This window comes from Jejuibacter sp. L23 (genome assembly GCF_050815825.1).
GTDB lineage: Bacteria > Pseudomonadota > Gammaproteobacteria > Enterobacterales > Enterobacteriaceae > Jejubacter > Jejubacter calystegiae.
Genome location: NZ_CP138199.1, coordinates 4,590,467 through 4,614,694, shown reverse-complemented (window position 1 = coordinate 4,614,694; position 24,228 = coordinate 4,590,467). Strand labels below are relative to the sequence as shown.

Genomic DNA, 24,228 nt, shown 5'->3' with positions numbered 1-24,228 from the left:
TCACTTTGTGAGGCGCCGTTTTTGCGTTAGCGCGGATTAAAGGAGTATCCATGAACCTGGAATGGCTGGCCCAGGGGGTCGGCATCATCGCCTTTATTATCGGTATCACCACCTTTATCAATCGTGATGAGCGACGTTTTAAGAAGCAGCTTTCCTGTTACAGCGCGGTGATCGCCTGCCATTTTGTGCTGATGGGCGCCTGGCCTGCCGGTATGAGCGCCGGGCTGAATGCGCTACGCACCCTGATTACCCTGCGTACCCGCAGCCTGTGGGTGATGGCCGCTTTTATTGCCCTGACCCTGACGCTGGGTCTGGCGAAATTGCAACATCCCATGGAGTTACTACCCATTGTGGGGACCACCGTCAGCACCTGGGCGCTGTTTCGCTGGCACGGTCTGGGGATGCGCTGCATTATCTGGTGTTCCACCGTCTGCTGGGTTGTCCATAACTTCTGGCTGGGCTCCATTGGCGGAACGCTGATAGAAGCGAGTTTTCTGGTGATGAACGGCCTGAATATTATTCGTTTTCGGCGTATGCAACGCCGGGGTATCGATCCCTTTCGGGTGGAGCGGGCGGTAATAGAACAGGCCTCCGCCAGGGCGGACGGAGGCCGTGCGGGTTAACCCTGCTGTGCGCTGTTCGCCAGTGCGCGCTCTTCCGCCTGACAGGCGGCGGCGGTAAACAGCACGTCGGTGGAAGAATTCAGTGCGGTTTCGCAGGAGTCCTGAAGTACGCCGATAATAAAGCCGACTGCTACCACCTGCATGGCGATATCGTTGGGAATACCAAACATATTACAGGCCAGCGGAATAAGCAGCAGCGAGCCGCCCGCCACCCCTGAAGCGCCGCAGGCGCCCATCGCGGCCACCACGCTCAGCAGCAGGGCGGTAAACAGATCCACTTCAATGCCCAGAGTATGGACCGCCGCCAGGGTCAGCACCGTGATGGTAATCGCCGCACCCGCCATATTAATGGTGGCGCCCAGCGGAATAGAGACCGAATAGGTATCCCTGTCCAGCTTCAGCTTTTCACACATCGACATATTTACCGGAATATTGGCGGCGGAGCTGCGGGTAAAGAAGGCGGTGACGCCGCTTTCGCGCAGGCAGGCGAATACCAGCGGATAAGGATTACGGCGAATTTTGTACCACACCATCAGCGGGTTGATAACCAGCGCCACAAAGAACATGCAGCCAATCAGCACCACCAGCAGTTGGGCATAGCCCCAGAGTGCGTCAAAACCGGTGCTGGCGATAGTCGAGGCGATAAGACCAAAGATACCGATGGGGGCGAAACGGATTACCGCTCTGACGATACGGGTTATCGCTTCGGCAAAGTCGTTAATCAGGTTTTTGGTGGTGTCACCGGCATGGCGCAGCATAAAGCCTAATGCCACGGCCCAGACCAGAATCCCGATGTAATTGGCGTTAAGCAGGGCGTCGATGGGGTTGGAAACCATGCTCATCAGCAGTCCCTTCAGAACCTCCACAATACCGGAAGGCGGTGTGATATCGGTATTGCCAGTCACCAGATGCAGCGAAGAAGGGAACAGGAAGCTCACTACCACCGCCGTTAGCGCCGCGGCAAAGGTGCCCACCAGATAGAGGATCAGAATCGGGCGGATACTGGTCTTCTGCCCCTGCTTGTGGTTGGCGATAGAGGCCATCACCAGTACCAGCACCAGAACCGGCGCCACGGCCTTCAGGGCGCCGACGAACAGAGTACCGAGTAACCCGGTGGCAAGGGCTGCGGGTTTAGAGATCCAGGCCAGCAGTATACCCAGTACCAGACCGACCAGAATTTGTTTTACCAGACTGCCCTGCGTCAGTCGCCGGAACAGCCTTCCGGATGCATTTTGTGTAGCCATTATAAACCGTCCTGTGATGTTGAAACGTTACTGCCTTTCCGCGCGTACTTTCCGTACTCTTTGTAATTGTGAAAGGATGTAAAAATGCGTGTTTGCCAGTTCGAGTATAAGGAAATGCGGCAATCCGGAAAGAGGGGAGTGCTAATATTTGTGCGGAATGGCAGATTTTATAACGTCAAACTCACAGCTTATTAATATTTGCTTATTTAATAACCTGGTATGGCAGTGAAAAACGGGGCGCAGGCGCCCCGATTCGATTACTGAAGCTGTTTTTTAGCGTCATTACGCTTGTTCACCCAGGCGTTAATCAGCAGCGTGAGCGCCAGGATACCGCCCACCACGCCCAGTGAGATGGCAATGGGGATGTGATAGAAGTCGACAATCAGCATCTTAATACCGATAAACACCAGAATCACCGCCAGCCCGTACTTGAGCATCGAGAAGCGCTCGGCAACCCCCGCCAGCAGGAAGTACATGGCACGCAGACCCAGAATCGCGAACAGGTTCGAGGTCAGAACGATAAAGGGATCGGTAGTGACGGCGAAGATGGCCGGGATGCTGTCCACCGCGAAGATAACGTCGCTCAGCTCCACCATAATCAGCACCAGCAGCAGCGGCGTGGCAAACAGCACGCCCTTCTTACGCACGAAGAAGTGCTCGTTTTCGATGGTGTCCGTCATACGCAAATGGCTACGCAGCCAGCGCACCAGCGGCTTATCGCCAATGCCGCCTTCGTCGTCCTCTTTGACGATAGCCATCTTAATACCGGTAAACAGCAGGAAGGCGCCGAACAGATAGAGGATCCAGTCGAAGCGAGCGATAAGCCAGCTACCGGTAAAGATCATGATGGTACGCAGCACGATGGCGCCCAGTACACCGTAGATCAATACCCGGCGTTGTAGCGCGGCGGGAACCGAGAAGTAGCTAAACAGCATCAGCCAGACGAAGACATTGTCCACCGCCAGGGCCTTTTCAATCAGATAGCCGGTCAGGAAGGCCAGCGCCTGGGTATCCGCCACTGCGCGTCCTTCGGTGCCAGCCAGATACCACCAGAAGGCGGCGTTAAACAGTAAAGAGAGGGACACCCAGACGACAGACCAGGCGGCCGCCTGCTTCATCGACATCGCGTGCGCGCCGCGCTTGCCCTGAAGCAGAAGGTCGATAGCCAGCATGATAGTGACCACGATAGCGAATCCGCCCCATAACAGGGGGGTGCCGACAGTATTCATAGAGAGTTCCTTCAAAAACAAAAACGGCCAACGTCGGAAGACGTTAGCCGCAATTGCTGCGTTGCAGTTACACCTCGCCTTCCGGCAAGGTCTCACTTACAACGCGGACTACACTCTTCATACCTGAGTATAGAAAATTGTCCACATTGCCCGGCGACCGGAAACAAAATGTTTCGTAATGACGATCCACCGGCAATGAAGTTACTCCCCTTTGCGTCGACTACCATAGGCGAGGCTGCAAGCCGGGTCAATATTCTGTTACCGCTTATTTACCCAGCTTTACGTTGAGTGTTGGATATCCACCCCGTCCGCCGGGAACACCACGCCGGTCTGAGCGCGGATTCGGGTCAACTGGCGCGCGGTACTGCGGCTGAGTTGCAGGCCCGGGTGGTTCACTTCGCGTTCTTCCACCAGTCGGGCGAAGACCTCTGCTTCATACAACATGGTGTTGATATGCTGGGGCTCTGTCAGATCCTGGGGCGTTCCTCCGCGAGGAATAAAGGTGATGCGCTGTAGTTCTGAAATGCGCTCAATCACCAGCGAGCCCTTTTCCCCCTGAATCTCGCTCGGCAGCGTGGAGTCGCTCACCTTGGAGTGCAGCAGCGTCAGACTGAATTCGCCATAGTCCATCAGCACGCTACCGTGGCCGTCTACGCCGCTTTCCAGCAGCGTGGCATGCGCCTGTAGCGAATGCGGCTCGCCCCACAACGCCAGCGCGGTGGCCAGGCAGTAGTAGCCGATATCCATAATCGAACCATTGGAAAACGCCGGATTAAAGGTATTGGGGTTTTCGCCCGCCAGGTAGCGCGGATAGCGCGAAGAGTACTGACAGTAGTTAAACAGCACCTTCCGCAGCTTACCGACCCGCGGCAGCGCCTGGCGCAGCGCCACAAAATTGGGCAGATACGCGGTCTTGAACGCTTCGAACAGCACGACCTGGTTGTCGCGCGCCAGCTGGATAGCGGCTTTTACTTCCTGGAGGTTCGAAGCCAGCGGCTTTTCGCAAATCACATGCTTACCGTGGCTGAGCATTAACTGGATCTGCGAAAAATGCAGGGAATTGGGACTGGCGATATAGACGGCATCGACGGCGTCGCTACGCGCCAGGGTTTCCAGAGAGGTGAACAGCCTGTCGACCGGATAATCCCGGGCGAAGTCGTGGGCGTTCTCCAGGGTTCGTGAATAGACAGCAGTCAGGGTATACAGGCCGCTTTCATGGGCGGCATCGACAAACTGGCGGGTGATCCAGTTAGTCCCTATCACGGCAAGGCGTATCATTTTTGTGGATGTTCTCCGAAGCCTGAATCACGGATAGCGTAGCAGGTTGTTCAGTGAAAACCTGTGCGCTATACCGCTTCCCCATCACATGGTGGGAAAGCGGTATCCGTATCAGGTGCGATTGACCTGGTTTTTAAGGGAGCCAGCCTGCCATCCGGCCAGATTATCATTGAGGCCCTGAATCAGGTTTTCCACGCTGGCTTCGCTGGCCCAGGCAACGTGGGGAGTGATAATCAGGTTATCCAGATGGGTTTCCAGCAGCGGGCTGCCGCTGCGCGGCGGCTCTTCCGACAGAACATCCAGCGCCGCGCCACCCAGGGTGCCGTCGCGTAGCGCCTGAGCCAGCGCCGCTTCGTCAATCAGCGGACCGCGGGCGCTGTTGATCAGCAGCGCGCCGGGCTTCATGGCGCTAAGGGTGGCGGCATCGAACAGGTGACGGGTCTGGGGCGTTAACGGACAGTGCAGGCTGATGACGTCGCTTTGGGCCAGCACCTGGTCAAAGGCGGTGTAACCGTCGCGTACCTGAGACGCCTGTTTATGCTCGGCGAACAGTACCTTCATGCCCAGCGCTTCGGCCTTTTGCGCCACGGCACGGCCGGTAGCACCCCGGCCAAAGACGCCTAAGGTAGCGCCCTGCAAATCGCGAATCAGCGGTCCCTGAATACAGAAGTGGGGGGCGCTCTGCCATTCGGCAAAGGAACGGCGGCGGTATTCGATCAGATGACGACGCAGGGCGAAAATGTTGCCGATCACGGTTTCGGCCACGCTGTTGGTGGAATACCCCGGTACGTTACTGACCGCGATGCCTTGCTGGCTACAGGCTTCGATATCCACACAGTCATAACCGGTGGCCGCGACGCAGATATAGCGTAGATCCGGTAGATCTTTCAGCACATCCGCCCGTAGCTGCACCTTATTGGTGATAGCTACGGTTGCGCCGCGCAGCGCATCCGTCAGTTCATCGGGCCCGGTGCTGCCGCGATAAACCCACTCGTCGCACCAGTCGGGTTGAGGGATCGGTAAGGGAAGGGTATCGCCGTCGAGCGTCACGATCTTCATGCTGTCTCCTGGTTTATTGTGTTTGATCTACCCTGAAATCAGGGAACGGGACGATCTCAGCATATAGATCCAGGCTGAGCGGGTAAAAACCAAATTTTGAAGGGGTATTATCCCGCCGCCTGCAGGTCGCGCCAGGTTAGCCACAGACGGGTATCAAACTCCAGTTGATGGTACTGGGGTTCCATATGGCAGCACAGTTGATAGAAGGCCTTGTTGTGCTCTTTTTCTCTCAGGTGGGCCAGTTCATGAACCACAATCATCCGCAGGAAAGGCTCCGGCGCGTTGCGAAACAGGGTGGCGACGCGAATTTCCGCTTTGGCTTTCAGCTTTCCGCCCTGAACCCGGGAAATGGCGCTATGTAGCCCCAGCGCATGTTTCATGACGTGGATTTTATTGTCATACATCACCCGGCTGATGGGCGGCGCGCTGCGCAGGTAGCGGTTCTTGATCTGCTGGACGTAGTCCCAAAGCGCTTTATCGCTGGCGACATCATGATGTTGCGGATAGCGCGCTTGCAGCATGGCGCCCAGTTTGCCCCGATCGAGCAGGGTACTCACCTGCGCCAGTAGCGACTCAGGGTAGCCCTGTAGGTAAGTGAGCTTCGTCATGCTGTCTCCGCTATCGTTATGTGCCGCGTTTCCCGCAAGCGCCGGGTTTTCAGATATACTCTGGCGTTTTGTTTAGGGTGTGGATTTTATCATCCGGAGGGGTCGATGAGCCAGGTGGAACTGGGGGGACAGCAACTGACGTTGCAGCGTCTTCCCGCAACTGATGATGCTTCGCCGCTACAGGCGTGGGAAGCGGCGGATGAATATCTGCTACAGCAGGCAGGGGAGCCGGGCACAGGCCCGCTGTTAATTTTTAATGATGCCTTCGGTGCGCTGGCCTGTGCGCTGGCACAGCACCATCCCGTCTGCGTCAGCGACTCCTTTATTACTCAACAGGCAACGCGCCAGAACTTGCGGCTGAACGGCCTGGATGAATCGACGGTGACGCTGCAGGATAGCCTGGCGCCGCTGCCCCAGGCGCCGTCGCTGGTGGTTATCAAGGTGCCCAAACAACTGGCGCTGCTGGAACATCAGCTACGTGCCCTGCGGGCTGTGGTGACGCCGGAAACCCGGATCATTGCCGCCGCTAAAACGCGCGATATCCATAATTCCACCCTGGCACTGTTTGAGCGCATCCTGGGGCCGACCAGCACTTCGCTTGCATGGAAAAAGGCGCGCCTGATTCACTGCACCTGGAGCGCGCCAGCGCTTGATGAAGCGGCGCTGACCCACACCTGGGCGCTGGATGGCACGCCCTGGCAGATTCACAACCACGCCAACGTTTTTGCCCGTTCCGGGCTGGATGTCGGCGCCCGTTTCTTTTTGCAGCATCTGCCAGAAAATCAGGAAGGGGAGATGGTGGATCTGGGCTGCGGCAATGGGGTTATCGGTATGCAGCTACTGGCGCAGAACCCCAATGCGACGGTCACGTTTGTGGATGAGTCTTATATGGCCGTGGCTTCCGCCGAACTTAACGTTCAGCACAACCTGCCAGAGGCGCGGACCCGCAGCCGCTTTGTGGTCAATAACGCGCTGGCGGGCGGTGAGCCGGAAAGCCTGGACGCGGTGATTTGCAACCCGCCGTTTCATCAGCAGCACGCCATTACTGACTATATCGCCTGGCAGATGTTTCAGGATGCCAGGCGCTGCCTGAAATTCGGCGGCGAGCTGCGCATTGTCGGCAACCGTCACCTTGACTATCACCGCAAGCTGAAAAAGCTGTTTGGCAACTGCGCCGTCGTTGCCAGCAACAAAAAATTTGTGATTCTGCGCGCCGTGAAGCAGCGTAAAAGCAAGGCGCGTTAAATCGTCATCCCCAGTCGGGTGCCCTGTTCGATGGCCCGACGCGCGTCCAGCTCGCGGGCCTCATCACAACCGCCAATCAGATGCATCGGTCGGGGATCCCCGGCCAGTGCCTGCGCCAGGCTACGTTCCGGCTCCTGACCGGCGCAGACAACCACATTATCCACCGCCAGCGTGCGCAGGCCCTGCGGGGTATCAATGTGCAGCCCCGCGTCATCAATTCCCAGATAGGCCACGCCGGACAGCATCTCCACGCCGCAGGTTTTCAGCGTCAGTCGGTGGATCCAGCCGGTGGTTTTACCAAGTTTTGCGCCCGGCTGACCGGGGGAGCGCTGGAGCATCACAATCTGGCGCGGGCTGGGGTGTGGCCGGGCGCCTGCCGGCAGCAGGCCGCCAGGATGATGGAGATCGGTGTCGATCCCCCATTCGCTGCAAAAGGCGGGAATGCTTTGCGGAGTCGCACTCTGACTGAGCCAGAGCGCGGTATCCACGCCAATACCGCCGCAGCCGATAATCGCCACCCGCTTGCCTACCGGTTTTTTATCGCGCAGCACCTCCAGATAGCTGAGCACCTTCTGGTGCCCGATGCCGGGAATATCGGGCGTTCTGGGGCGGATGCCGCAGGCCAGTACGATCTCATCGAAGCCCTTAAGATCTTCAGGATCTGCGCGCTGGCCCAGACACAGCCGAATATCCAGATGATGGAGGCGGTTGTGGAAATAGCGCAGCGTTTCGTTGAATTCCGACTTACCCGGAATCTGGCGGGCGAGAGTAAATTGACCGCCGGGCTCCATCGCTGCGTCGAACAGCGTCACCCGATGGCCGCGCTGAGCGGCATTGATAGCAAAAGCCAGCCCGGCCGGACCTGCGCCCACCACGGCCAGATTTTTGATGGTAGCCAGCGGCGCGGGTGTCAGCAGAGTTTCGTGGCAGGCGACCGGGTTGACCAGGCAGGAGCTCACCTGACCTGCGAACACCTGATCCAGGCAGGCCTGATTACAGCCGATACAGGTGTTAATATCCGCCTCCTGCCCGGCCTGTGCCTTGCTGATCAGAGCCGGATCCGCCAGGAAGGGACGCGCCATGGAGATCATATCGGCGTCACCGGCGGCAAGGATCGCCTCGGCCACGCCGGGATCGTTAATGCGGTTGGTGGCGATGGTGGGCAGGTTCACCTGTTCTTTCAGGCGACGGGTCGCCCAGGCAAAGGCACCGCGCGGCACCGAGGCGGCAATGGTGGGGATACGTGCTTCATGCCAGCCGATGCCGCTGTTAATGAGCGTGATACCTGCGGCTTCCAGGCGGCGGGCCAGCGTCAGGGACTCTTCAAAGGTACTGCCGCCTTCCACCAGATCCAGCAGCGACAGGCGCCAGATAATAATAAAATCATCCCCTACGCTGGCGCGTACCGCACGCACCACTTCCGTGGCGAAGCGCATCCGACGCTCGGCGTCACCGCCCCACTCATCGCTACGCTGATTGGTACGGGCTGCCAGGAACTGATTAATCAGATAGCCCTCTGAGCCCATAATTTCCACGCCGTCGTAGCCCGCTTCCCTGGCTAGCATGGCGCAGCGGGCGAAGTCGTCAATAAGCTGGCGGATTTCCCGGGGCGTCAGGGCGTGGGGGGTAAAGCGGTTGATGGGGGCGCGCAGGGCAGAAGGCGCCACCGGATGAGGCTGATAGCTGTAGCGCCCGGTATGCAGAATCTGCAACGCGATGCGCCCATCGTGCTGGTGAACGGCCCGGGTGATGGTCCTGTGGGGGGGCAGTTGGCTACTGGCGTTGAGCAGCGCGCCGCCTGGCATTGTGACGCCGCTGGGGTCGGGGGCGATACCGCCGGTTACAATCAGCCCCACGCCGTGGCGCGCCCGTTCGGCATAGAAAGCGGCAAGGCGTTCGGCGCCGTCCGGGCGCTCTTCCAGCCCGGTGTGCATTGAACCCATCAAAACCCGGTTCTTTAATGTGATAAAGCCCAAATCCAGCGGCGTGAACAGTGTGGGATAGCGCATAATTGATTCCGGTGCGAACAATTTATGTGGTCGGATGAGTTAAGGATAATCCTCCGTTGGCGATCGAGCCTGTTGGTGATGAAGGATTGTGACGGAATTCACGCAGGGCGCATGCTGTAAGGGGTGAACACCATATCGACGCTTAAAATACGCGAATATTTCATTCTTTGTCCGAGAAAACAAATGTAATTATTTGTCTGTAAGTAATCTTATTTGGTAAGTCTTATCTTATTACGGGATCATTGGGTGCTTTCCTGTGTTTGTTATTTCATGAGTTTATTCCTATATTCATTTTCGCCGACAGGCGTTGTCCTGGTGTAAATAGATATGATGGATGTGACCCATGGTAAATGGATGTAAGACCAATACGAATATCAATGAAATCGATCGGGCTCTGGGCGAGTTGAATCTGGCGATTAAAAATCACTATGAGTGGGCCGGAAAGCTGCTGCGCCTGGAGCTGCTGGGCGGTGAACCTGATGACGATCTGATCCATATTGAGTCCCACAAGCGCTGCCATTTTAGTTACTGGCTGGCTGCGCAGGCGGAAATGGACGATTTACAGGTTGAACTTATTAGTGAAATTAATCGATGGCACGAGATTGTCCATCACCAGGCGCGCTTGTTAATTAATGTGATTATTGCTTCGACGGTGACGAGTGAACTGCTGGATGATTATTTAAAGGCTCAGCAGGAATTTATTCAGGCGATCGATAGCTATAAGGTCTATTTATTTTCATTAAGAAATTTGCACGACACCCTAACGGGATTACCGCTGCGTCAGATGTTATACAGCGACTTCGCCCTACGTCGCCAGCGCTGTCGGCGTGAGGATAAACAGCTGTGGCTGCTGATGATGGATATCGACCGTTTTAAGCGCATTAATGATACCTGGGGCCATAATGCCGGTGATGAGGTGCTGCGCAGCGTGGCGCTGACTCTGAAGGCGGGAACCCGCTGCAAAGAGGGCATTTATCGCTTTGGCGGTGAGGAGTTTGTGATGCTGCTGGAAGCCGATAACGAGCGGGAAGCGGCCCGGGCCGGTGCCCGTATCTGTCGCTATCTGGAGCAGCGCCCCATTAAGCGCGATGGCGAAGAAATTCAGGTGACGGTCACCGGCGGCCTGACGCCGATTCTGGAAGATGAAAGCCTGCACGAAGCCATTGGCCGCGCCGATAAGGCGATGTATTTCGGCAAAACCACCGGCCGCAATCGCTGTATTGTGACCGGCCCGAAAGGCGAGTTCATCAATGTGAGCTAGCCGGGGTTACTCAAGCTGGGCTATCTCCTGCGCCGCCCGGTCAATCACAGCGATGATGCGCTTTAGTCGCGCTTCGTCGCACTCACCCTGATTGACCTGCAGATCGAGCACCGCCTTAAAATTTTCCAGCGCCCGCTTCATCTGCGGGTTTTTGCGCAACTGATGGCCCACGGCCCGCGCTTTCAGACGCTGGTGGATATGGGTCAGATGTTCCCGATTCTCTGCAAGCCAGGTTTCTCCCTCAGGGGTAATGGCAATTCGCTTACGGCCGCCTTCCTCTTCGCTGATGCTGATGAACTGCTGCTGGGCCAGCAGATCGAGAGTGGGATAAATAACCCCCGGGCTTGGCGCGTAGTGGCCGCCGGTCAGCCCTTCAATGGCTTTAATTAGCTCGTAACCATGGCTGGCGCCGTGGGTCAGGATGTCGAGGATGACCAGGCGCAGTTCGCCGTGGCCGAAGAAGCGCGGGCGCTTGCCGTGTCGGCCTCCGCGCCCGTGACGGGAGGCTTCATGGCTCAGTTCACTGGCAACGGAGCCCCAGGGATTATCGCTGTCTCGCATGATGTGATGTCCTGTTTTATAGATATATCTATTTATATCTAAATATAATCCATATGCAATGAAGTATGCGGGATTTTATGTTAATCACTTGATAATAAAGAGATTAAATGTACTTCTCAACGAGAGTTCTGCCGTCTGAATGGCTATATCAAAAAAAGGTTGCATTTAACGCAATCAGGAATCATTATCACTTACACTGAAGTTTAGATATATCTAATGGATGCGGGCGCCAGTGAGCATGCCTGCACAAGAGTCCTTTTACGGTTGAAGAGAGAAACGATGGCTGAACAGAAAAACGAGAATCTTCCGCGTCGGGTACGTAACGAACTACGGTTCCGCGCCCTGACGGTACTGCGTAGTGAAACCATCGCCCCGGGTTTCCGGCGCGTGGTGGTGGGTGGCCCGGAGCTGGAAGGCTTTGTCTCACAAGGGTTTGATGATCATATCAAACTCTTTTTCCCCACCGATCCCGCCACCTTTACCGCTCCCCAGGCCACGGATGAAGGGATTATCTGGAGCAGCGATGAACGCCCGCCGTCGCGCGACTACACCCCGCTGTATGACGCGCAGCGCCACGAACTGGCGCTCGATTTCTTTATTCACGACGGCGGCGTCGCCAGCGACTGGGCGCAACGAGTGCAACCGGGCGATACGCTGTTCGCCGGCGGCCCGCGCGGTTCGCTGATTGTTCCCGAAAACTACGGCTGGCAGCTTTATGTCTGCGATGAAACCGGAATGCCGGCGCTGCGCCGCCGTCTGGAAGCGCTAAGCCGTCTGGCCAGCGGGGTAAAGGTGACGGCCATCGTTGCTATTCACGATCCGGCCAGCAAAGCCTATCTGGCGCATCTGTCCGACTTTGATATTGAATGGGTCGCGGCCGACGATGAGCAGGCCATTGTTCGTCGCCTGGAAACCCTGGAGATACCTGCGGATGACTACTTCCTGTGGGTAACCGGGGAAGGCAAGGTCGTAAAGCGCCTGAGCAGCCGCTTCGAAACGCCGGAAGTTGACGCCCGGCGCCTGCGCGCCGTGGCGTACTGGCACGAGAAAGAGACCTGATACTCAGCAGCACCGTCTGCGGGCGGCGCTGCTGGCAGTATTTTTTGCTATTCAGTATCGACTTTAAATCGGCAAACGGATTATAGGTTGCGGCGCCGACATCCTGCTGCGTATCTTCCCCCGCCACCACGCTGGTACCGTACTGGTCCGCTTCGGTGTACTTCGAATGTTCATGGTCATGGCAGTACAGATACAATCATTCCCAGTTGCTGACATCTTCCGGGTTGTTGGTATGATCGTGATCGATATGGTGAACCGTGAGTTCGCGCAGGTTGGAATAGACAAACTCCCGCGCGCAGCGTCCGCATACTCACGGATAGATTTTTAGTGCTTTCTCGCGATAGCCGCTTTCCAGCCGCGCGTAGTTTTTGGGGATCAGTGCCATTTGTCGGGGTTATCCGTTATCTGCAGATAATTTTACGATAGTGCCTCTAATCTATCGTTAATGGAACAGAAAGAGAACGGGGATAAGCTCAGCGTACTGATTTTAGCCGTCATTATCAGCGTCAGGCAGGCATGACTCATTACCAGGGGAAAGTTGCGCTGATGATCATTAGGGGCGGAACCGTAGAAATTTCCGTAGCCCGTATCAGGCAAAACCAAGAGTGTGCCGGAAGCCACCAGGCATTGCTGCTAAGCTGATCTGAGGATAAACAAAACTATACTATATTTAAGCTTTAAACCTGTCCAGTATGAGCGTATTGTGGTGCTATATCCATTTAAATTGTGTGTGTTTGATGTTTAAATTCAACGATCAGAGGAACTAGTTATGGATATTAGCAAGCTGCTTCTGGATTTTAGAATAACATCACATTGCAATCTCGGATGTGATCTGTGTTTTCGTAACCCTGGTATCAAAGATTCTTCTCTCTCCAGTGCCCTTAATGTTATTAACCGTATGTATAGAATGGGTTTCCGCCGTATAGGTTTTACTGGTGGTGAACCGACATCCAGAGCAGATTATATTAATCTGATTGAATATGCGAAACAGATGGGGTTTATGACCTATCTCTCCACAGTTGGACACCGCTTCATAATGGATCACGAGAGGTTAAATCAGGTTCTGGATTGGGTAGGAATGCCAATTGATGGTATTGACAGGCATGTAAACACAGATATTCGTAGTGATAAAATGAGTAACCGGCACAGAGTTATCGAAAATATACTAACATGGCTTCCGGATAATAATAACCGTATTAATATAAAACTCACTACAGTGGTTTCTCAATCAAATGCTAATCTGCTGAGCGATATTGTTAGTTGGGTTGAAAATATTCCCTATAAGATCCAGGCGTGGCGGTTTTATCAATTCTGCCCACTAGGGTTGGGAAAGAAAAAAGAGATAAATTAGAAATTAATACAGATGTGTCTATATCTAAAATGGATATGCTGAAAAAACAACATCCCGGCATGCCCATCAGCTGGGCAACCTTCGAAGAAAGGGACAAAGCCAATGTTGTTATGGAGCCAAATTGTGACATCATTATTCCTGATGGTGAAAACTATACTCTGTTGGGTAATATGTTAACAGACGCACCTGACAAAATTGTAAAAGCAATTTTTGGAAATAATGAAATCATGAGAAAATGTGAAAACAATAGGTTCTGGCTGGAGGAACGGGAGTTCATCTCATGAGATATAACTATCTTTATATGGATCCATGGTCGGCAGATAAAAAAGAGTGTTATGAGGTACGACCTCCTCTTTATATATGCCTTTCCGGAAACTCAGGGGTAGGTAAAAGTACCCTCCTAAAACGATTGTCTTCACGTTTGTTTAAGGAAGATTCGTATACTGTCGCTATAGATGAAAAAAGTGTTCATCATTCTCTTTTGCCTTATTTATTCGATGACACAAGCAATTATGGTTATCTTATTCAGCTCAACTTTATGATACAGCGTGCACTTATTATTAAATCCTGGCTGGATAAAGGGTTTAATCTGATAATGGAACGTTCTCATCTTGAAGATTATATTTTTATAAACTTCATGTTCAAAGCTGAATATATTAGCAAAATGCAGTATGATACTTACACTAACCTTTGGAAAAGAATCAACGAATTGCTAACCGAACCTGATGTTATAGTTTTTATAGATTACCCTGTAGATCATTCACTCGCCCATCTCCATGATGACGAAATGCATGGTATCCGACCTCAGGAATTTCCTGATGAGGATATGAAACTTAAATGGATAAAAGGTTGGTATTCGGAATACCGGCATTTTGTTGATAACCTTCCGGAACATCTTCGTCAACGGGTGATGATTTGCCATCATCCTGATGAGATTGATACCTTTTCTGATCTGATATTTCAGAAAGCAATGTTATTAAGGAGATAAAATGCGCCAGAGAATGATCGTGTGCCCTGTTATACAAAATGACGGTGAGTTTCTGCTCTGTAAAATGGCTTCTGATCGTGGCGTTTTCCCTGGACAGTGGGCTCTACCTGGTGGAGGAATGGAACCCGGGGAGACGATGGAAACATCCCTCAGACGCGAAATTATGGAAGAGTTAGGTGATAAACTGCTTATCACCGATATTAAGCCGTGGGCTTTTCGTGACGACATCCGTACTAAAACGTATCCAGATGGTACAACCGAAGATATTTATATGATTTATCTTATTTTCGATTGTGTTAGTGCTAATCGAGATATTACATTTAACGAAGAATTTCAGGAGATTATATGGGTGTCTCCTGAAACTATAAAAAGCATGGATTTAAATGAAGCAATCAGGGTCACTTTTACCCAAAAAGGGATCATTTAATTTAATGGGTTATCCCCGGTTTTAAGGCCGGGGATAATATTTGTTTGATAATGATGCATCATCTTGATACGGGAAAGTGTCTGGTAAACACTCGACCGTGCGACTGAAAATAACTCAGCGAGATCGCTGATTGAGTACCACCCGGCTTGATGTATCCGGCACAGCTCTTTCTGTTATTTATCAGACAGTTTTGGTTATTTACCCAACGTTTCCCCTTTGCATGCGAAATTGCCATACCCTCCCGGGTACGAAGGCGTATCAGATAGCCCTTGAATTCAGCAAAGGTCGTAGCTTCTATCCCGACGGATGACTACTTCCTGTGGGTAACCGGGGAAGGTAAAGCCGTGAAGCGCCTGAGCAGCCGCTTCGAGACGCCGGAGTTTGACGCCCGGCGCCTGCGCGCCGTGGCGTACTGGCACGAGAAAGAAGTCTGATAACAAACCGCGCTGCTGGTCGTCGGCGCGGTTCAGGTTTCCAGGCTGTCCGCCAGGCGCTGCCAGCAGAACGGCTCCAGTGATGCATAGTCCAGTTGAGCATGGGCCATCGCCTCCACCAGCGCTAACTGTATGGCGGCGCTGGCCATGCTCATCTCGCCGGTCATACCGCCATCCTGCAGCATTTTCACCACTTCCTGCATTTCTGCGGCCCGGCGACGGCCGTGTTCGGCAACCCGGCTAATCAGATAATCCGGCAGGGTATCGTTCCAGCCCAGCGATGGAAAACTGGCATGTAGCGAGGCTAACACCTCTTGTTCCACGCCATATTTTCGTGCCCCGCGCAGGCATTCGGTGGTCAGCGCTTCCAGCCCTTTGATCATGACGCTGCGGCACATTTTAATGGCAGAAACCTTACCCACCGCTTCACCACCGTAGCGGATATTCAGCCCCATACCCTTTAGCCGCTCGCACAGTGCATCCGCGCCCTGGCCCCCCGCCAGCATGGGGGTAGCCAGCCGCGACGGCGGTACCGGTGCCATTACGGCGACATCGATATAGGTGGCGTGCTGAACAGCCAGAGCGGCGCAGCGTTTGGTGTTGGGGGCGACGGAGTTAAGATCGAGAAAACATTGACCGTGGCTCAGCAGCGACGCAGCTTCCTGTGCGACCTCCAGTGCCGCATCGGCGGTAACGGTTGAGAAGATAAGTTCTGCATCTGATAGCGCTTGCGCCAAAGAATCCGCAGCCTGAACGCCGGCCCGCCGGGCTCTGGCCTGCATGACCGTACGCTGTTCGCCTGTCAGTTTGCAGTCCCAGATGCTGATGCGATGCCGGGCAGCCAGCTCTTCAGCCAGAACCCCGCCCGCTTCGCCGAAACCAATAAAGGCTATCCGTGTCATAAAACCTCCTTCACGGGCCAGAGCGCGCCCGGAATGGCGACATAACCGGCAAACAGCAGCCGGGCGCTGCGCGGCAGGGCGCAGCCTGCCAGTTCGCCCTGTTGGTTGCGGCGTATCACTACGCTGAACTCTCCGCTGGGGTGCTCTACGCTGATGTGCTGGTCGCCTTCGGTTGGGATATCCCCCCGATATAACCCCTGGGCTACGGAGCCAGGCACCAGGCAGGCGCTGGCAATACTTACGGCGCCAAAAACGCCTACGGAAGCATGGCAACGATGGGGGATAAAGGTACGGCTACAGATTGTGCCGCCGTGGGTCGGCTCAGCCAGTAGCGTCATTTTTGGCACGCTGCGTTCAGCGACGTCACCAAGCCCCATGCGTGGCCCCGCCTGCAAACGAATGGATTCCAGCCGTTGCTTTAGCTCTTCATCGGCGTCCAGTTCGCTGCGGCTTTCATAGCCGGTACGTCCGAGATCCGCCGCTCGTACCAGAACCACCGGCATTCCGTTATCAATACAGGTTACCGCCACGTCATCGAAGCGATCGCTGGCATTGCCGGTGGGCAGCAGGGCACCGCAGCTTGAACCGGCGACGTCCGGAAAGTCGAGCAGGATCTCGCTGGCGCCGCCGGGAACGCCGTCGATGTGGAGACTGCCTGCGTACTCGACCTCATCACCGCGACAGGGCACGCTGGCAACGGCGGTCTGACCGGTATTTTCCATATAGATGCGCACCCGGGTTAAGGGGGGCGTTGTTGGCAGCAGGCCACACTCAATGGCGAAAGGGGCGACGGCGGCCAGAATATTGCCGCAGTTCTGACCGTAGTCGACGACAGCCCGATCGACGCTCACCTGCGCAAACAGATAGTCGACATCGGCATCCGCTCTGGCGGAGCGGCGAATAATGGCAACCTTGCTGGTCAGCGGATCGGCGCCGCCGATGCCGTCTATCTGGCGAGGATCCGGTGAACCCATAGCCGCCAGCAGTACCCGATCGCGCAGCGTTGGATCATCCGGGAGATCGTCTGCCAGAAAGCAGGCGGCCTTCGAGGTGCCGCCCCGCATCAGCAGACAAGGAATTTTACGCTGCGCCATCGTCATCCTCCGCCTGCTGCGGCGTGTCGTAATAACTCAGCCCCTTTTCCGCCAGCCGGGGGCGCATATTGTAAATATCCAGCCCCAGTTCACCGTTGCGCATCCGTTCGCGCTTCATGGTTTCGTTCTCTTCCCGTGCCAGTGCCCGGCGAAGTACCTCTGCCTGTTCGGCGTGAGGGACCACGGCCACGCCATCGTCGTCGGCAACAATGATATCCCCGGGGGTGACCAACTGACCGCCGCAGACGATGGGGACGTTAACCGAACCCAGGGTTTCTTTTACGGTCCCCTGGGCAAAGACGGTACGCGACCAGACGGCAAAGCCCATTTCACGCAGGGTCTGAGAGTCGCGAATGCCAATGTCGCCCACCAGGCCAATAACGCCGCGAGCCTGAAGTGAGGTGGCGAGCAGGTCGCCGAAGAAGCCATCGCCGCAGGGTGAAGTCGGGGAGACCACCAGAATATCGCCGGGGCGGCACTGTTCCACCGCCACGTGGAACATCCAGTTGTCTCCGGGGGCGACCAGTACGGTCACCGCGTTACCGGCCACGGCCTTTCCCTGTTGAACAGGGCGAATGGCATGGTGCATCAGCCCCTGGCGCTGCCAGGCTTCGTGAACCGTGGCGACCCCCAGTCCGGCAAACTGCTTTAGAGTGGCGGGTTCACTGCGCGGAAGGGTACGGATCACCACCCCTTTTTTGTTAATCAGGCTCATGACAGATTCTCCGTGACGCGTGGAAAGATGCTCTGGAGCCCCTCGGCATGGGTAATGTTGCGGGCTTCGGTAATACCGATATTGCGTTTGGCCTGTACGCCACGCTGCAGCGCCACCCGGGTGTAATACTCCCAGAGGTGCTCCTGGCCCTGCATACACTGGATCGCCTGATATTTTTTATCCCAGACGCTGGTGATATCCAGCAGTACGTCCGGTTTCCAGTTGCACTGTTCAGGCTGATGAGGTTCGAAGCAGTAGACAGGCGGCGCTGCCACCACTTTTTCGCCGGGCCGATAGCCTTCGGCCTGAGCGATGATGCGTGCCTCCTGGGCGAGATTAGATGCCAGGGGATGATCGTAGTTGTAGGGATCCTGCATTGAATGGGTCAGAACAAAATGGGGCTGGATACGGCGATAGACATCCGCCAGCCGGAACAGGCTCTCTTTATCGGCCCGCAGCGGATAGTCTCCCATATCGAAAAACTCAATGTCGGCGCCGAGGATTTCAGCGGCGGCCTGGGCTTCTTCCCGGCGTTTCGCTTTCACTTTCTCTTCGGTCATCTCCCCCAGTCGCCACAACTTTGCCGACTCGCCGCGTTCGCCAAATGACAGACAGACGATATGTACCTGGTAACCCTGGCTGGCATGTAGCGCAATAGCGCCGCCGGCACGCCAGACAAAGTCCGCTGAATGGGCGCTGACCACCAGCGCGCTTTTTTGAGTAATCGAATGGCTCATGGCTGAAACTCCCTCTGTGATTTGATGAAAAGCTTGTCATTGGGAGCTGGGGCGTGGGTAATCATTTTATTTGCGCCGGTTATGATTTTTATTTATGTTCGTGAAAAATGCACGCCGGGTTCTGGAGAGCAGTGTGGAATCGTTTCTTGATTTTAATAGCATAAATATCATGCAGATACGTGCATTTTGCCAGGTGGTGAAATGGGGTTCTGTCTCTCGGGCAGCTAATGATTTATTTCGTACCCAGTCGGCAGTGACCCGTGCCATTCGCGATCTGGAGCAGAGCATGGAAGTGACGCTGTTCGAACGTCATTTCAGCGGTATGATCCTGACCGATTATGGTCGGGCTATTCTGCCCCGCGCCCGGCGTGCTATTGAAGAGTTACAGGCCATTCCGGCCATACTGGAACGGCTGAAGCCCGCGGCAGGCCCGGGGCGGGAATATGTGGAGCCGGTATGGTTGTTTAACGCCCGGCGTCTGCAAATTTTCCTGATGCTGTGGAGCGTAAATCATACCCAGAGCGTGGCCAGGCTACTGAACATTACCCAACCCGCGGTCAGCGCTGCGCTGAAGATGCTGGAAAAAGGCAGCGGCTTTACGCTATTTCGCCGCACCCCGGAAGGGGTGATGCCCACGCCAGCCGCGCAGGCTATCTATCCGGGCATTAGCCGGGCCCTGAATGAACTGCGGCTTATCGCGGCCGATATCTCGGCCCGACGCGGTATTCTGGAAGGCGAGGTAAGAATCGGCGCGTTACCCCTGAGCCGCACCCGCCTGTTGCCCGGCGCCGTCAGTCAGTTTTTGCGTGACTATCCGACCATTCGGGTGATGACCAATGAGAGCCCCTTCGATGCGCTGGTATCGGAGATGCGTGCCGGGAATATCGATTTTATTATCGGCGCTCTGCGCGACTGTGAAGGAACCGATCTTAGCGTTGAACCGCTGTTTGAAGAGGAGATGCTGGTCCTGGCACGTGTCGGTCACCCTTTGCAGCACCAGCCTGTTACTCCTGAAGCTCTGACCCGGGCCCGGTGGGTGTTGCCAAGGGCGATGACGCCAGCTCGCCAATTACTGGAAGCGGCTTTCCGGGAGATGGGATTACCAGCGCCGCAGCCCAGAGTGGAGACTGGCGATTTGGCCATGGTACGCGGTCTGCTGCTGGATTCCGATATGCTGGCGGCGGTGTCAGCCAGTCAGCTGGCCGTAGAGATTGAAAGCGGCGTACTGGCGCCGCTACCGCTGACGCTTTCCGGTACTCGTCGCGCGATTGGTCTGACATTCCGGATCGGAGCATTGCCATCCCCTGCTGCGGCAGCGCTGCTGGAAGCTATTCGTCAGGTGGCCCATTCACAGTGAAAATAAATCATTAATAAATTTTCTGGATATTCCCGAATCTTACCAGGTGTATTTTGGGGAAATTCTCATAAATGAATTAAATAATCACGTAATTTCAGTGCGTTGTGTTTGTTTTGTTATTTTTATGTTTTTTCTGGTTTGCCGGTTAACTCATTATTTTCTAAAGTTTTGTTTATATTTCTACTGTCTGAATAGTTATTTTTATGGATTGGTTTCTTATTATTTGTGCAGCAGAAATAGTCGTCTGGTTGTTTATTTTTAATAGCCGCTGAATCAGTGTGGGATATTTCATGTGGATGTGCTGAAGGAATCCGCGCTGGTTATTGTTGGCCTTTTTATTAATTATCTCAAAGAGAGACATATTATGACTGATAACGTGCTGTGGTCTGGAAAAGTGGATGCTAAGGCAGAGCAGGGCGTCAATACCGGTAAGACGCTGAAGGCGGGCGATATTATCACCATTACTGCCAGTGGTTGGATCAAGCTTGGTAAGGAAGACTATACCCTGGCGGCGCCTCAGGGCGCGATTCCCCGCGATGGTAGCCTGACCGCGTCTAAACATGTGGTACTGAAGGCGAAAATTGGTTCAACCGAACAGCCGGTTGGCAATAGCCTGTATCGCTGGACCGTGCCGACGGATGGCGAGCTGGTGCTGGTCGTGGTTGACGGCGCAGGGAAATATACCGATAACAGCGGCAGCTTCGATGCAGTGGTTTATCAGGAAGTCAGTAATGCTAAAAAAGGGGGGTGGAAAGGCCGGGTTGATGCGACCAACAGCAACTGGACCAAAACCGGTGTGACCGTAAATAAAGGCGATAAAATTTCGGTTGCCGCGTCGGGTATTGCGCAATATGACCGCAATGGACGCAGCTTTGGCCCTGATGGCGACAGCCAGCATCCCTCCGCGCAGCAGCGGGATCCCAACTTCGTCTGCCCGGATGCTATCGCGGGAACGTTGATTATTCAGGTTGGCAGCCAGAGTTACGGCATCGGTAGCGGTGAGTTCGACTGGCCGGCGCCTGAAAGCGGTGAAATTGCCTTTATCTTTAACGATATTAATCCGGCCACCGAATATCAGAACAACACTGGCGGCTATGACGTTAAATTAATTGTGAAAGGCTAATTTTCCGCTGTGGTATGCGGATCATCGCGATCCGCATACCTTCTTCTGTTACTTATCCCCGGCTACGGAATAGAGTACCTGCTGGTTGCGGGTCTTCTGAAATTCTTCCAGCGACTGCCCACGCATGGCGGCGTAGATGTGCAGATTCGAAACGCCAACCACCGCCCCCAGTTTCTCCAGCAGGAAAAAACTGGCACCGTAGTGAATCAGCCCGCGCCAGTCGAGGCGATTCAGAAGCTCCTGCTCCTGCGGCGATAGCTGTGCTTCATGATACAGAGCATGAGGCTCTTTCTGAAAGCGCTCGCGCCATGCCGGATCGGTAAGCTGGTGCAGGAAGCTATTCAGGCGAATGGCATTGAGACTGCGCTGTTGAGTAAAGGGCATGGTGCCTTCCAGCTTCTCCACCCCGGCCAACTGGCGGGCCATCTGTTCGCGATGGCGGCTTAGCGTATCTACTGGCGGCGTGCGGGCCTGGTTTTCCAGAATCAGGGTGGCGATACCGGTCATGGAAGGCAGATAGTAGTCACGCCATTTTTCGCTAACGTTGGCGGAAAGCGCACCGCGCATAATCAGCCACATGATCACCTCAGATCCTTCCATTCCGCCCAGTTCGGCATATTCCGCGATAGTCATTTCAGCCAGTTTTTCGGGATCGTTGACCAGCAGATCCATAAACTGCGCGTCCCATTCGGGATTGTTAAAGCCGCAGCGTTCGCCGTGTACCTGATGCGACAGTCCACCGGTGGCGACGACGGCCACACTGATATCTTCGGGATAACTTTCAATGGCCCGGCGCAGCGCCTGGCCCAGCTTATAGCAGCGACGGGCGCTGGGAATGGGAAACTGCAGTACGCCTACCTGGAGCGGAATCACCTTTGTCGGCCAGCCCTGTTCCCAGGGCATCAGGGCCGACAATGGCGAAAACAGGCCGTGGTCGAGCTTCTTATTCATAAAAAAGGACATATCAAATTCGTCGCTCATCAGGCTGGTGCCGATATGTCTTGAGAGTGCCGGATCGCCCTGTACGGGCGGTAGATGACGCGGCCCGCCGCCTTCATCCGCCACGCCATATTCGCTGTCGATACCCAGCGAAAAGGCGGAGTAGTGATCGAAGAAGAACGAAGTGACATGGTCGTTAAAGATGTAGACCAGCGCGTCTGGTTTTTTCTCGTCAAGCCAGCGCTGCATGGGCTCGAAGCTTTTAAAAATCGGAGCCCAGGCCGCCTCTTCCTGCTTGTTGTGATCGACAGCGAAGCCGATCGTCGGCGTGTGGGATACGGCGATTCCGCCAATGATTCGGGCCATAGTCTTACTCCAGTTATCGGTGATTAATGTGTTGCGAAAGGGCGCAAGCGCCTGTCATAGCGGCGGGGCTGGCATTACCGGAGGAGGGGCGCATACGGTGCAGTAAAATAGCGAGTGCCGCCAGCAGCGCCGGAATCGCCAGTACGCTAAAGATGGCGCCCTGACCCGGTGCCAGCGCCAGAATGACGCCTCCCAGCGATGAACTGAGAATGGCGCCGCTGCGGCCAATGCCATGTATCCAGCTAACTCCGGTGGCGCGTATTTCCGTCTGATAAAAAGCCGGTGAATAGGCTTGCAGACCGTTCTGGGCGCCGTTAATACACATGCCGCTTATAAAAATCAGCACTGACAGCATCACGGCGCCGAAACCCATCAATCCCTGAGTGAACAGGCACAGGCAGCCCAGCAGGTAAGTGGCCGCAATCACTGAGCGGGCCTGCATTTTATCCATCAACAGGCCGACGATGATTCCACCCAGCGGGCCACCGAGCTGGAACAGTCCGGTAATCATGGCTGCCTGCTGAAGCGAAAGTCCGCCAGAGCGCAGAATTGTGGGCAGCCAGCCGTTGAGCAGGTAAATAACGAACAGCCCCATAAAGTAGGTCAGCCATAGGGCCAGGGTGCCACGGGCGTAGCCATCCCGGAACAGCCCGGAAACTTTACTGCCGCTCTTCAGAAGAGGGGCCTCCAGCCGGAAGCGGGTCTGCGGCGTAAAAGCGCCGCCCATACGATTCAGGGTTGCGGCAATTCGCGCCCCGGAAATGTTGCGCGCCACCATGCTCATGGCGGATTCCGGAAGGCGCCACAACAGAATGGGTAGCAGCACCAGCGGCACTGCGCCGCCGAAAATCAGCGCCGAATGCCAGCTATAGTGGGAAAGGAGCCAGGCGGCAATAAAGCCACCCAGCCCGGAACCCACGTTAAAGCCGCTGTACATCAGGGTAATCATCAGCCCGCGGCGGCGGGCGGGCATATATTCGGCTACCAGAGTGACGCAGTTGGGCATGACTGCCCCAAGCCCCAGTCCGGTCAGAAAACGTAGCAGCGCCAGTTGGGTCGGGTTTTGGGCTGCGGCACAGGCCAGGCTGAAGAGGGCGAACAGCAGCACACAGCCCAGCAGTACTCGCTTACGGCCAAAACGATCGGAAAGTGGGCCAGCGACCAGAGCGCCGATAGCCACGCCGAACATGGCGGCGCCGAGAATGGGGCCCAGGGCAGCACGCGACAGGCCCCAGTCCTCAATCAGGGCCGGAGCGACAAAGCCCATCACCGCGGCGTCGTAGCCATCCAGGGTAATAATCAGAAAACAGAGCGCCACGACGCCCCACTGAAAGGGAGCGATAGGGCGACTGTCTATCCAGGCCTTCACATCGACAGGAATGTTATGACTCATAGGGTATGCATCCTTAAGCGGAAGTCTGATGTTGTGCTGGTTCCAACTTAAGGCAGCCGGAGGCGCGGTGTCCGGCAAAAAACATTTTTACCCCTATGAGTTATTTTTAATCTGTGAAGCAAATAACAAAGCGTTGTGGAAATATTTAGGCTCTAAGGGCGGGTAAGTAAGGAGATGTTATGCATTCAGGATGGTGGGGGTATGCATCTTGTTTATGGCAGGTGAA

General features: G+C 55.1%; 23 protein-coding genes and 3 pseudogenes. 11 read left to right on the top strand and 15 right to left on the bottom strand.

Annotated features, from left to right (window positions below; all coding sequences use genetic code 11):
• Nucleotides 1–50 precede the first annotated feature (50 nt).
• Nucleotides 51–623, top strand: coding sequence for a YgjV family protein (locus SCU88_RS21975; protein ID WP_175340808.1), 573 nt, complete (start codon nt 51–53; stop codon nt 621–623).
• Here the strand turns inward: SCU88_RS21975 and sstT are convergent.
• The 5 genes from sstT to SCU88_RS21950 form a co-directional block, all read right to left on the bottom strand.
• Entirely contained in the window at nt 620–1,867 is a 1,248-nt protein-coding gene (gene sstT, locus SCU88_RS21970; protein WP_175340807.1) for a serine/threonine transporter SstT, read from the bottom strand. The two genes, SCU88_RS21975 and sstT, sit on opposite strands and share 4 nt — an antisense overlap.
• 257 nt (nt 1,868–2,124) lie before the next feature.
• Nucleotides 2,125–3,096: a TerC/Alx family metal homeostasis membrane protein gene (locus SCU88_RS21965; RefSeq protein ID WP_175340806.1), complete on the bottom strand. Its 972-nt coding sequence runs from the start codon at nt 3,094–3,096 to the stop codon at nt 2,125–2,127.
• Between the two features lie 279 nt (nt 3,097–3,375).
• The gene (locus SCU88_RS21960) at nt 3,376–4,374 is read right to left on the bottom strand and encodes a Gfo/Idh/MocA family protein (protein WP_138094118.1); all 999 of its coding nucleotides are present in this window, start codon (nt 4,372–4,374) and stop codon (nt 3,376–3,378) included.
• 111 nt (nt 4,375–4,485) lie between these two features.
• On the bottom strand, nt 4,486–5,433 hold the full coding sequence (locus tag SCU88_RS21955; protein ID WP_175340805.1) for a D-2-hydroxyacid dehydrogenase: 948 nt from the start codon (nt 5,431–5,433) through the stop codon (nt 4,486–4,488).
• 107 nt (nt 5,434–5,540) lie between these two features.
• Entirely contained in the window at nt 5,541–6,041 is a 501-nt protein-coding gene (locus SCU88_RS21950) for a YgjP-like metallopeptidase domain-containing protein (protein ID WP_175340804.1), read from the bottom strand.
• A gap of 105 nt (nt 6,042–6,146) precedes the next feature.
• Here SCU88_RS21950 and rlmG point away from each other — a divergent pair, with 105 nt between their 5' ends.
• On the top strand, nt 6,147–7,286 hold the full coding sequence (gene rlmG, locus SCU88_RS21945; protein WP_175340803.1) for a 23S rRNA (guanine(1835)-N(2))-methyltransferase RlmG: 1,140 nt from the start codon (nt 6,147–6,149) through the stop codon (nt 7,284–7,286).
• Here rlmG and SCU88_RS21940 read toward each other — a convergent pair.
• The gene (locus SCU88_RS21940) at nt 7,283–9,295 is read right to left on the bottom strand and encodes an FAD-dependent oxidoreductase (protein ID WP_175340802.1); all 2,013 of its coding nucleotides are present in this window, start codon (nt 9,293–9,295) and stop codon (nt 7,283–7,285) included. The two genes, rlmG and SCU88_RS21940, sit on opposite strands and share 4 nt — an antisense overlap.
• A gap of 343 nt (nt 9,296–9,638) precedes the next feature.
• Between SCU88_RS21940 and SCU88_RS21935 the strand changes: the two genes are divergently transcribed.
• Nucleotides 9,639–10,556 (top strand): diguanylate cyclase, encoded by a 918-nt coding sequence (locus tag SCU88_RS21935; protein WP_175340801.1) that lies wholly within the window; start codon nt 9,639–9,641, stop codon nt 10,554–10,556.
• A 6-nt stretch (nt 10,557–10,562) separates the two neighbouring features.
• On the opposite strand, the gene SCU88_RS21930 is transcribed toward SCU88_RS21935, so the two are convergent.
• On the bottom strand, nt 10,563–11,117 hold the full coding sequence (locus tag SCU88_RS21930; RefSeq protein ID WP_175340800.1) for a helix-turn-helix transcriptional regulator: 555 nt from the start codon (nt 11,115–11,117) through the stop codon (nt 10,563–10,565).
• 279 nt (nt 11,118–11,396) lie between these two features.
• On the opposite strand from SCU88_RS21930, the gene SCU88_RS21925 reads away from it, so the two are divergent.
• Complete coding sequence (locus tag SCU88_RS21925; RefSeq protein WP_175340799.1) at nt 11,397–12,176, top strand: siderophore-interacting protein; 780 nt, start codon at nt 11,397–11,399, stop codon at nt 12,174–12,176.
• A 40-nt stretch (nt 12,177–12,216) separates the two neighbouring features.
• Here SCU88_RS21925 and SCU88_RS21920 read toward each other — a convergent pair.
• Nucleotides 12,217–12,561: pseudogene (locus SCU88_RS21920) on the bottom strand (YajD family HNH nuclease); the annotation flags it as partial.
• A gap of 384 nt (nt 12,562–12,945) precedes the next feature.
• Between SCU88_RS21920 and SCU88_RS21915 the strand changes: the two are divergent.
• From SCU88_RS21915 to nudI, 4 genes are read left to right on the top strand one after another with little or no spacing between them, the layout of a single operon-like run.
• Nucleotides 12,946–13,527: a radical SAM protein gene (locus tag SCU88_RS21915; RefSeq protein ID WP_431810061.1), complete on the top strand. Its 582-nt coding sequence runs from the start codon at nt 12,946–12,948 to the stop codon at nt 13,525–13,527.
• Nucleotides 13,528–13,562: 35 nt separating this feature from the next.
• The gene (locus SCU88_RS21910) at nt 13,563–13,811 is read left to right on the top strand and encodes a hypothetical protein (RefSeq protein WP_431810060.1); all 249 of its coding nucleotides are present in this window, start codon (nt 13,563–13,565) and stop codon (nt 13,809–13,811) included.
• A complete protein-coding gene (locus tag SCU88_RS21905) occupies nt 13,808–14,515 on the top strand; it encodes a deoxynucleoside kinase (RefSeq protein WP_175340798.1) in 708 nt (235 codons plus the stop codon). The genes SCU88_RS21910 and SCU88_RS21905 overlap by 4 nt, the downstream gene beginning before the upstream one ends.
• 1 nt (nt 14,516) lies before the next feature.
• A complete protein-coding gene (gene nudI / locus SCU88_RS21900) occupies nt 14,517–14,942 on the top strand; it encodes a nucleoside triphosphatase NudI (RefSeq protein WP_175340797.1) in 426 nt (141 codons plus the stop codon).
• A gap of 62 nt (nt 14,943–15,004) precedes the next feature.
• On the opposite strand, the pseudogene SCU88_RS21895 reads toward nudI, so the two are convergent.
• Nucleotides 15,005–15,228, bottom strand: a pseudogene (locus SCU88_RS21895) (helix-turn-helix domain-containing protein); the annotation flags it as partial.
• A gap of 10 nt (nt 15,229–15,238) precedes the next feature.
• On the opposite strand from SCU88_RS21895, the pseudogene SCU88_RS21890 reads away from it, so the two are divergent.
• A pseudogene (locus SCU88_RS21890) lies at nt 15,239–15,376 on the top strand (SIP domain-containing protein); the annotation flags it as partial.
• Nucleotides 15,377–15,408: 32 nt separating this feature from the next.
• Here SCU88_RS21890 and SCU88_RS21885 read toward each other — a convergent pair.
• Genes SCU88_RS21885 through galB form a run of 4 tightly spaced genes read right to left on the bottom strand, consistent with a single transcriptional unit; the run spans nt 15,409 to nt 18,824 of the window.
• Nucleotides 15,409–16,278, bottom strand: coding sequence for a DUF1932 domain-containing protein (locus tag SCU88_RS21885; RefSeq protein ID WP_175340795.1), 870 nt, complete (start codon nt 16,276–16,278; stop codon nt 15,409–15,411).
• A complete protein-coding gene (locus SCU88_RS21880; RefSeq protein WP_175340794.1) occupies nt 16,275–17,372 on the bottom strand; it encodes a 4-oxalomesaconate tautomerase in 1,098 nt (365 codons plus the stop codon). Before SCU88_RS21880 ends, SCU88_RS21885 begins: the two co-directional genes overlap by 4 nt.
• Nucleotides 17,359–18,087 carry a 4-carboxy-4-hydroxy-2-oxoadipate aldolase/oxaloacetate decarboxylase gene (locus tag SCU88_RS21875; protein ID WP_138094095.1) on the bottom strand — a complete coding sequence of 243 codons (729 nt, stop codon included), beginning with the start codon at nt 18,085–18,087 and terminating at the stop codon, nt 17,359–17,361. Before SCU88_RS21875 ends, SCU88_RS21880 begins: the two co-directional genes overlap by 14 nt.
• The gene (galB, locus tag SCU88_RS21870; protein WP_175340793.1) at nt 18,084–18,824 is read right to left on the bottom strand and encodes a 4-oxalmesaconate hydratase; all 741 of its coding nucleotides are present in this window, start codon (nt 18,822–18,824) and stop codon (nt 18,084–18,086) included. Before galB ends, SCU88_RS21875 begins: the two co-directional genes overlap by 4 nt.
• 169 nt (nt 18,825–18,993) lie before the next feature.
• Between galB and SCU88_RS21865 the strand changes: the two genes are divergently transcribed.
• Together SCU88_RS21865 and SCU88_RS21860 are read left to right on the top strand one after the other, a co-directional pair.
• Nucleotides 18,994–20,181 (top strand): LysR substrate-binding domain-containing protein, encoded by a 1,188-nt coding sequence (locus tag SCU88_RS21865; protein WP_175340792.1) that lies wholly within the window; start codon nt 18,994–18,996, stop codon nt 20,179–20,181.
• A gap of 364 nt (nt 20,182–20,545) precedes the next feature.
• Nucleotides 20,546–21,304, top strand: a complete 759-nt coding sequence (locus SCU88_RS21860) for a LecA/PA-IL family lectin (protein ID WP_175340791.1) — start codon at nt 20,546–20,548, stop codon at nt 21,302–21,304.
• A gap of 48 nt (nt 21,305–21,352) precedes the next feature.
• On the opposite strand, the gene SCU88_RS21855 is transcribed toward SCU88_RS21860, so the two are convergent.
• Together SCU88_RS21855 and SCU88_RS21850 are read right to left on the bottom strand one after the other, a co-directional pair.
• Nucleotides 21,353–22,609, bottom strand: coding sequence for a gallate dioxygenase (locus SCU88_RS21855; protein WP_175340790.1), 1,257 nt, complete (start codon nt 22,607–22,609; stop codon nt 21,353–21,355).
• 13 nt (nt 22,610–22,622) lie between these two features.
• Nucleotides 22,623–24,002: an MFS transporter gene (locus SCU88_RS21850; RefSeq protein ID WP_175340789.1), complete on the bottom strand. Its 1,380-nt coding sequence runs from the start codon at nt 24,000–24,002 to the stop codon at nt 22,623–22,625.
• Nucleotides 24,003–24,228 lie beyond the last annotated feature (226 nt).

What these genes read in the sequence shown, in the direction of transcription:
- SCU88_RS21975 (WP_175340808.1), top strand. Translation starts at nt 51, where the DNA reads ATGAACCTGGAATGGCTGGCCCAGGGGGTCGGCATCATCGCCTTTATT.
- sstT (WP_175340807.1), bottom strand. Translation starts at nt 1,867, where the DNA reads ATGGCTACACAAAATGCATCCGGAAGGCTGTTCCGGCGACTGACGCAG.
- SCU88_RS21965 (WP_175340806.1), bottom strand. Translation starts at nt 3,096, where the DNA reads ATGAATACTGTCGGCACCCCCCTGTTATGGGGCGGATTCGCTATCGTG.
- SCU88_RS21960 (WP_138094118.1), bottom strand. Translation starts at nt 4,374, where the DNA reads ATGATACGCCTTGCCGTGATAGGGACTAACTGGATCACCCGCCAGTTT.
- SCU88_RS21955 (WP_175340805.1), bottom strand. Translation starts at nt 5,433, where the DNA reads ATGAAGATCGTGACGCTCGACGGCGATACCCTTCCCTTACCGATCCCT.
- SCU88_RS21950 (WP_175340804.1), bottom strand. Translation starts at nt 6,041, where the DNA reads ATGACGAAGCTCACTTACCTACAGGGCTACCCTGAGTCGCTACTGGCG.
- rlmG (WP_175340803.1), top strand. Translation starts at nt 6,147, where the DNA reads ATGAGCCAGGTGGAACTGGGGGGACAGCAACTGACGTTGCAGCGTCTT.
- SCU88_RS21940 (WP_175340802.1), bottom strand. Translation starts at nt 9,295, where the DNA reads ATGCGCTATCCCACACTGTTCACGCCGCTGGATTTGGGCTTTATCACA.
- SCU88_RS21935 (WP_175340801.1), top strand. Translation starts at nt 9,639, where the DNA reads ATGGTAAATGGATGTAAGACCAATACGAATATCAATGAAATCGATCGG.
- SCU88_RS21930 (WP_175340800.1), bottom strand. Translation starts at nt 11,117, where the DNA reads ATGCGAGACAGCGATAATCCCTGGGGCTCCGTTGCCAGTGAACTGAGC.
- SCU88_RS21925 (WP_175340799.1), top strand. Translation starts at nt 11,397, where the DNA reads ATGGCTGAACAGAAAAACGAGAATCTTCCGCGTCGGGTACGTAACGAA.
- SCU88_RS21915 (WP_431810061.1), top strand. Translation starts at nt 12,946, where the DNA reads ATGGATATTAGCAAGCTGCTTCTGGATTTTAGAATAACATCACATTGC.
- SCU88_RS21910 (WP_431810060.1), top strand. Translation starts at nt 13,563, where the DNA reads ATGCTGAAAAAACAACATCCCGGCATGCCCATCAGCTGGGCAACCTTC.
- SCU88_RS21905 (WP_175340798.1), top strand. Translation starts at nt 13,808, where the DNA reads ATGAGATATAACTATCTTTATATGGATCCATGGTCGGCAGATAAAAAA.
- nudI (WP_175340797.1), top strand. Translation starts at nt 14,517, where the DNA reads ATGCGCCAGAGAATGATCGTGTGCCCTGTTATACAAAATGACGGTGAG.
- SCU88_RS21885 (WP_175340795.1), bottom strand. Translation starts at nt 16,278, where the DNA reads ATGACACGGATAGCCTTTATTGGTTTCGGCGAAGCGGGCGGGGTTCTG.
- SCU88_RS21880 (WP_175340794.1), bottom strand. Translation starts at nt 17,372, where the DNA reads ATGGCGCAGCGTAAAATTCCTTGTCTGCTGATGCGGGGCGGCACCTCG.
- SCU88_RS21875 (WP_138094095.1), bottom strand. Translation starts at nt 18,087, where the DNA reads ATGAGCCTGATTAACAAAAAAGGGGTGGTGATCCGTACCCTTCCGCGC.
- galB (WP_175340793.1), bottom strand. Translation starts at nt 18,824, where the DNA reads ATGAGCCATTCGATTACTCAAAAAAGCGCGCTGGTGGTCAGCGCCCAT.
- SCU88_RS21865 (WP_175340792.1), top strand. Translation starts at nt 18,994, where the DNA reads ATGCAGATACGTGCATTTTGCCAGGTGGTGAAATGGGGTTCTGTCTCT.
- SCU88_RS21860 (WP_175340791.1), top strand. Translation starts at nt 20,546, where the DNA reads ATGACTGATAACGTGCTGTGGTCTGGAAAAGTGGATGCTAAGGCAGAG.
- SCU88_RS21855 (WP_175340790.1), bottom strand. Translation starts at nt 22,609, where the DNA reads ATGGCCCGAATCATTGGCGGAATCGCCGTATCCCACACGCCGACGATC.
- SCU88_RS21850 (WP_175340789.1), bottom strand. Translation starts at nt 24,002, where the DNA reads ATGAGTCATAACATTCCTGTCGATGTGAAGGCCTGGATAGACAGTCGC.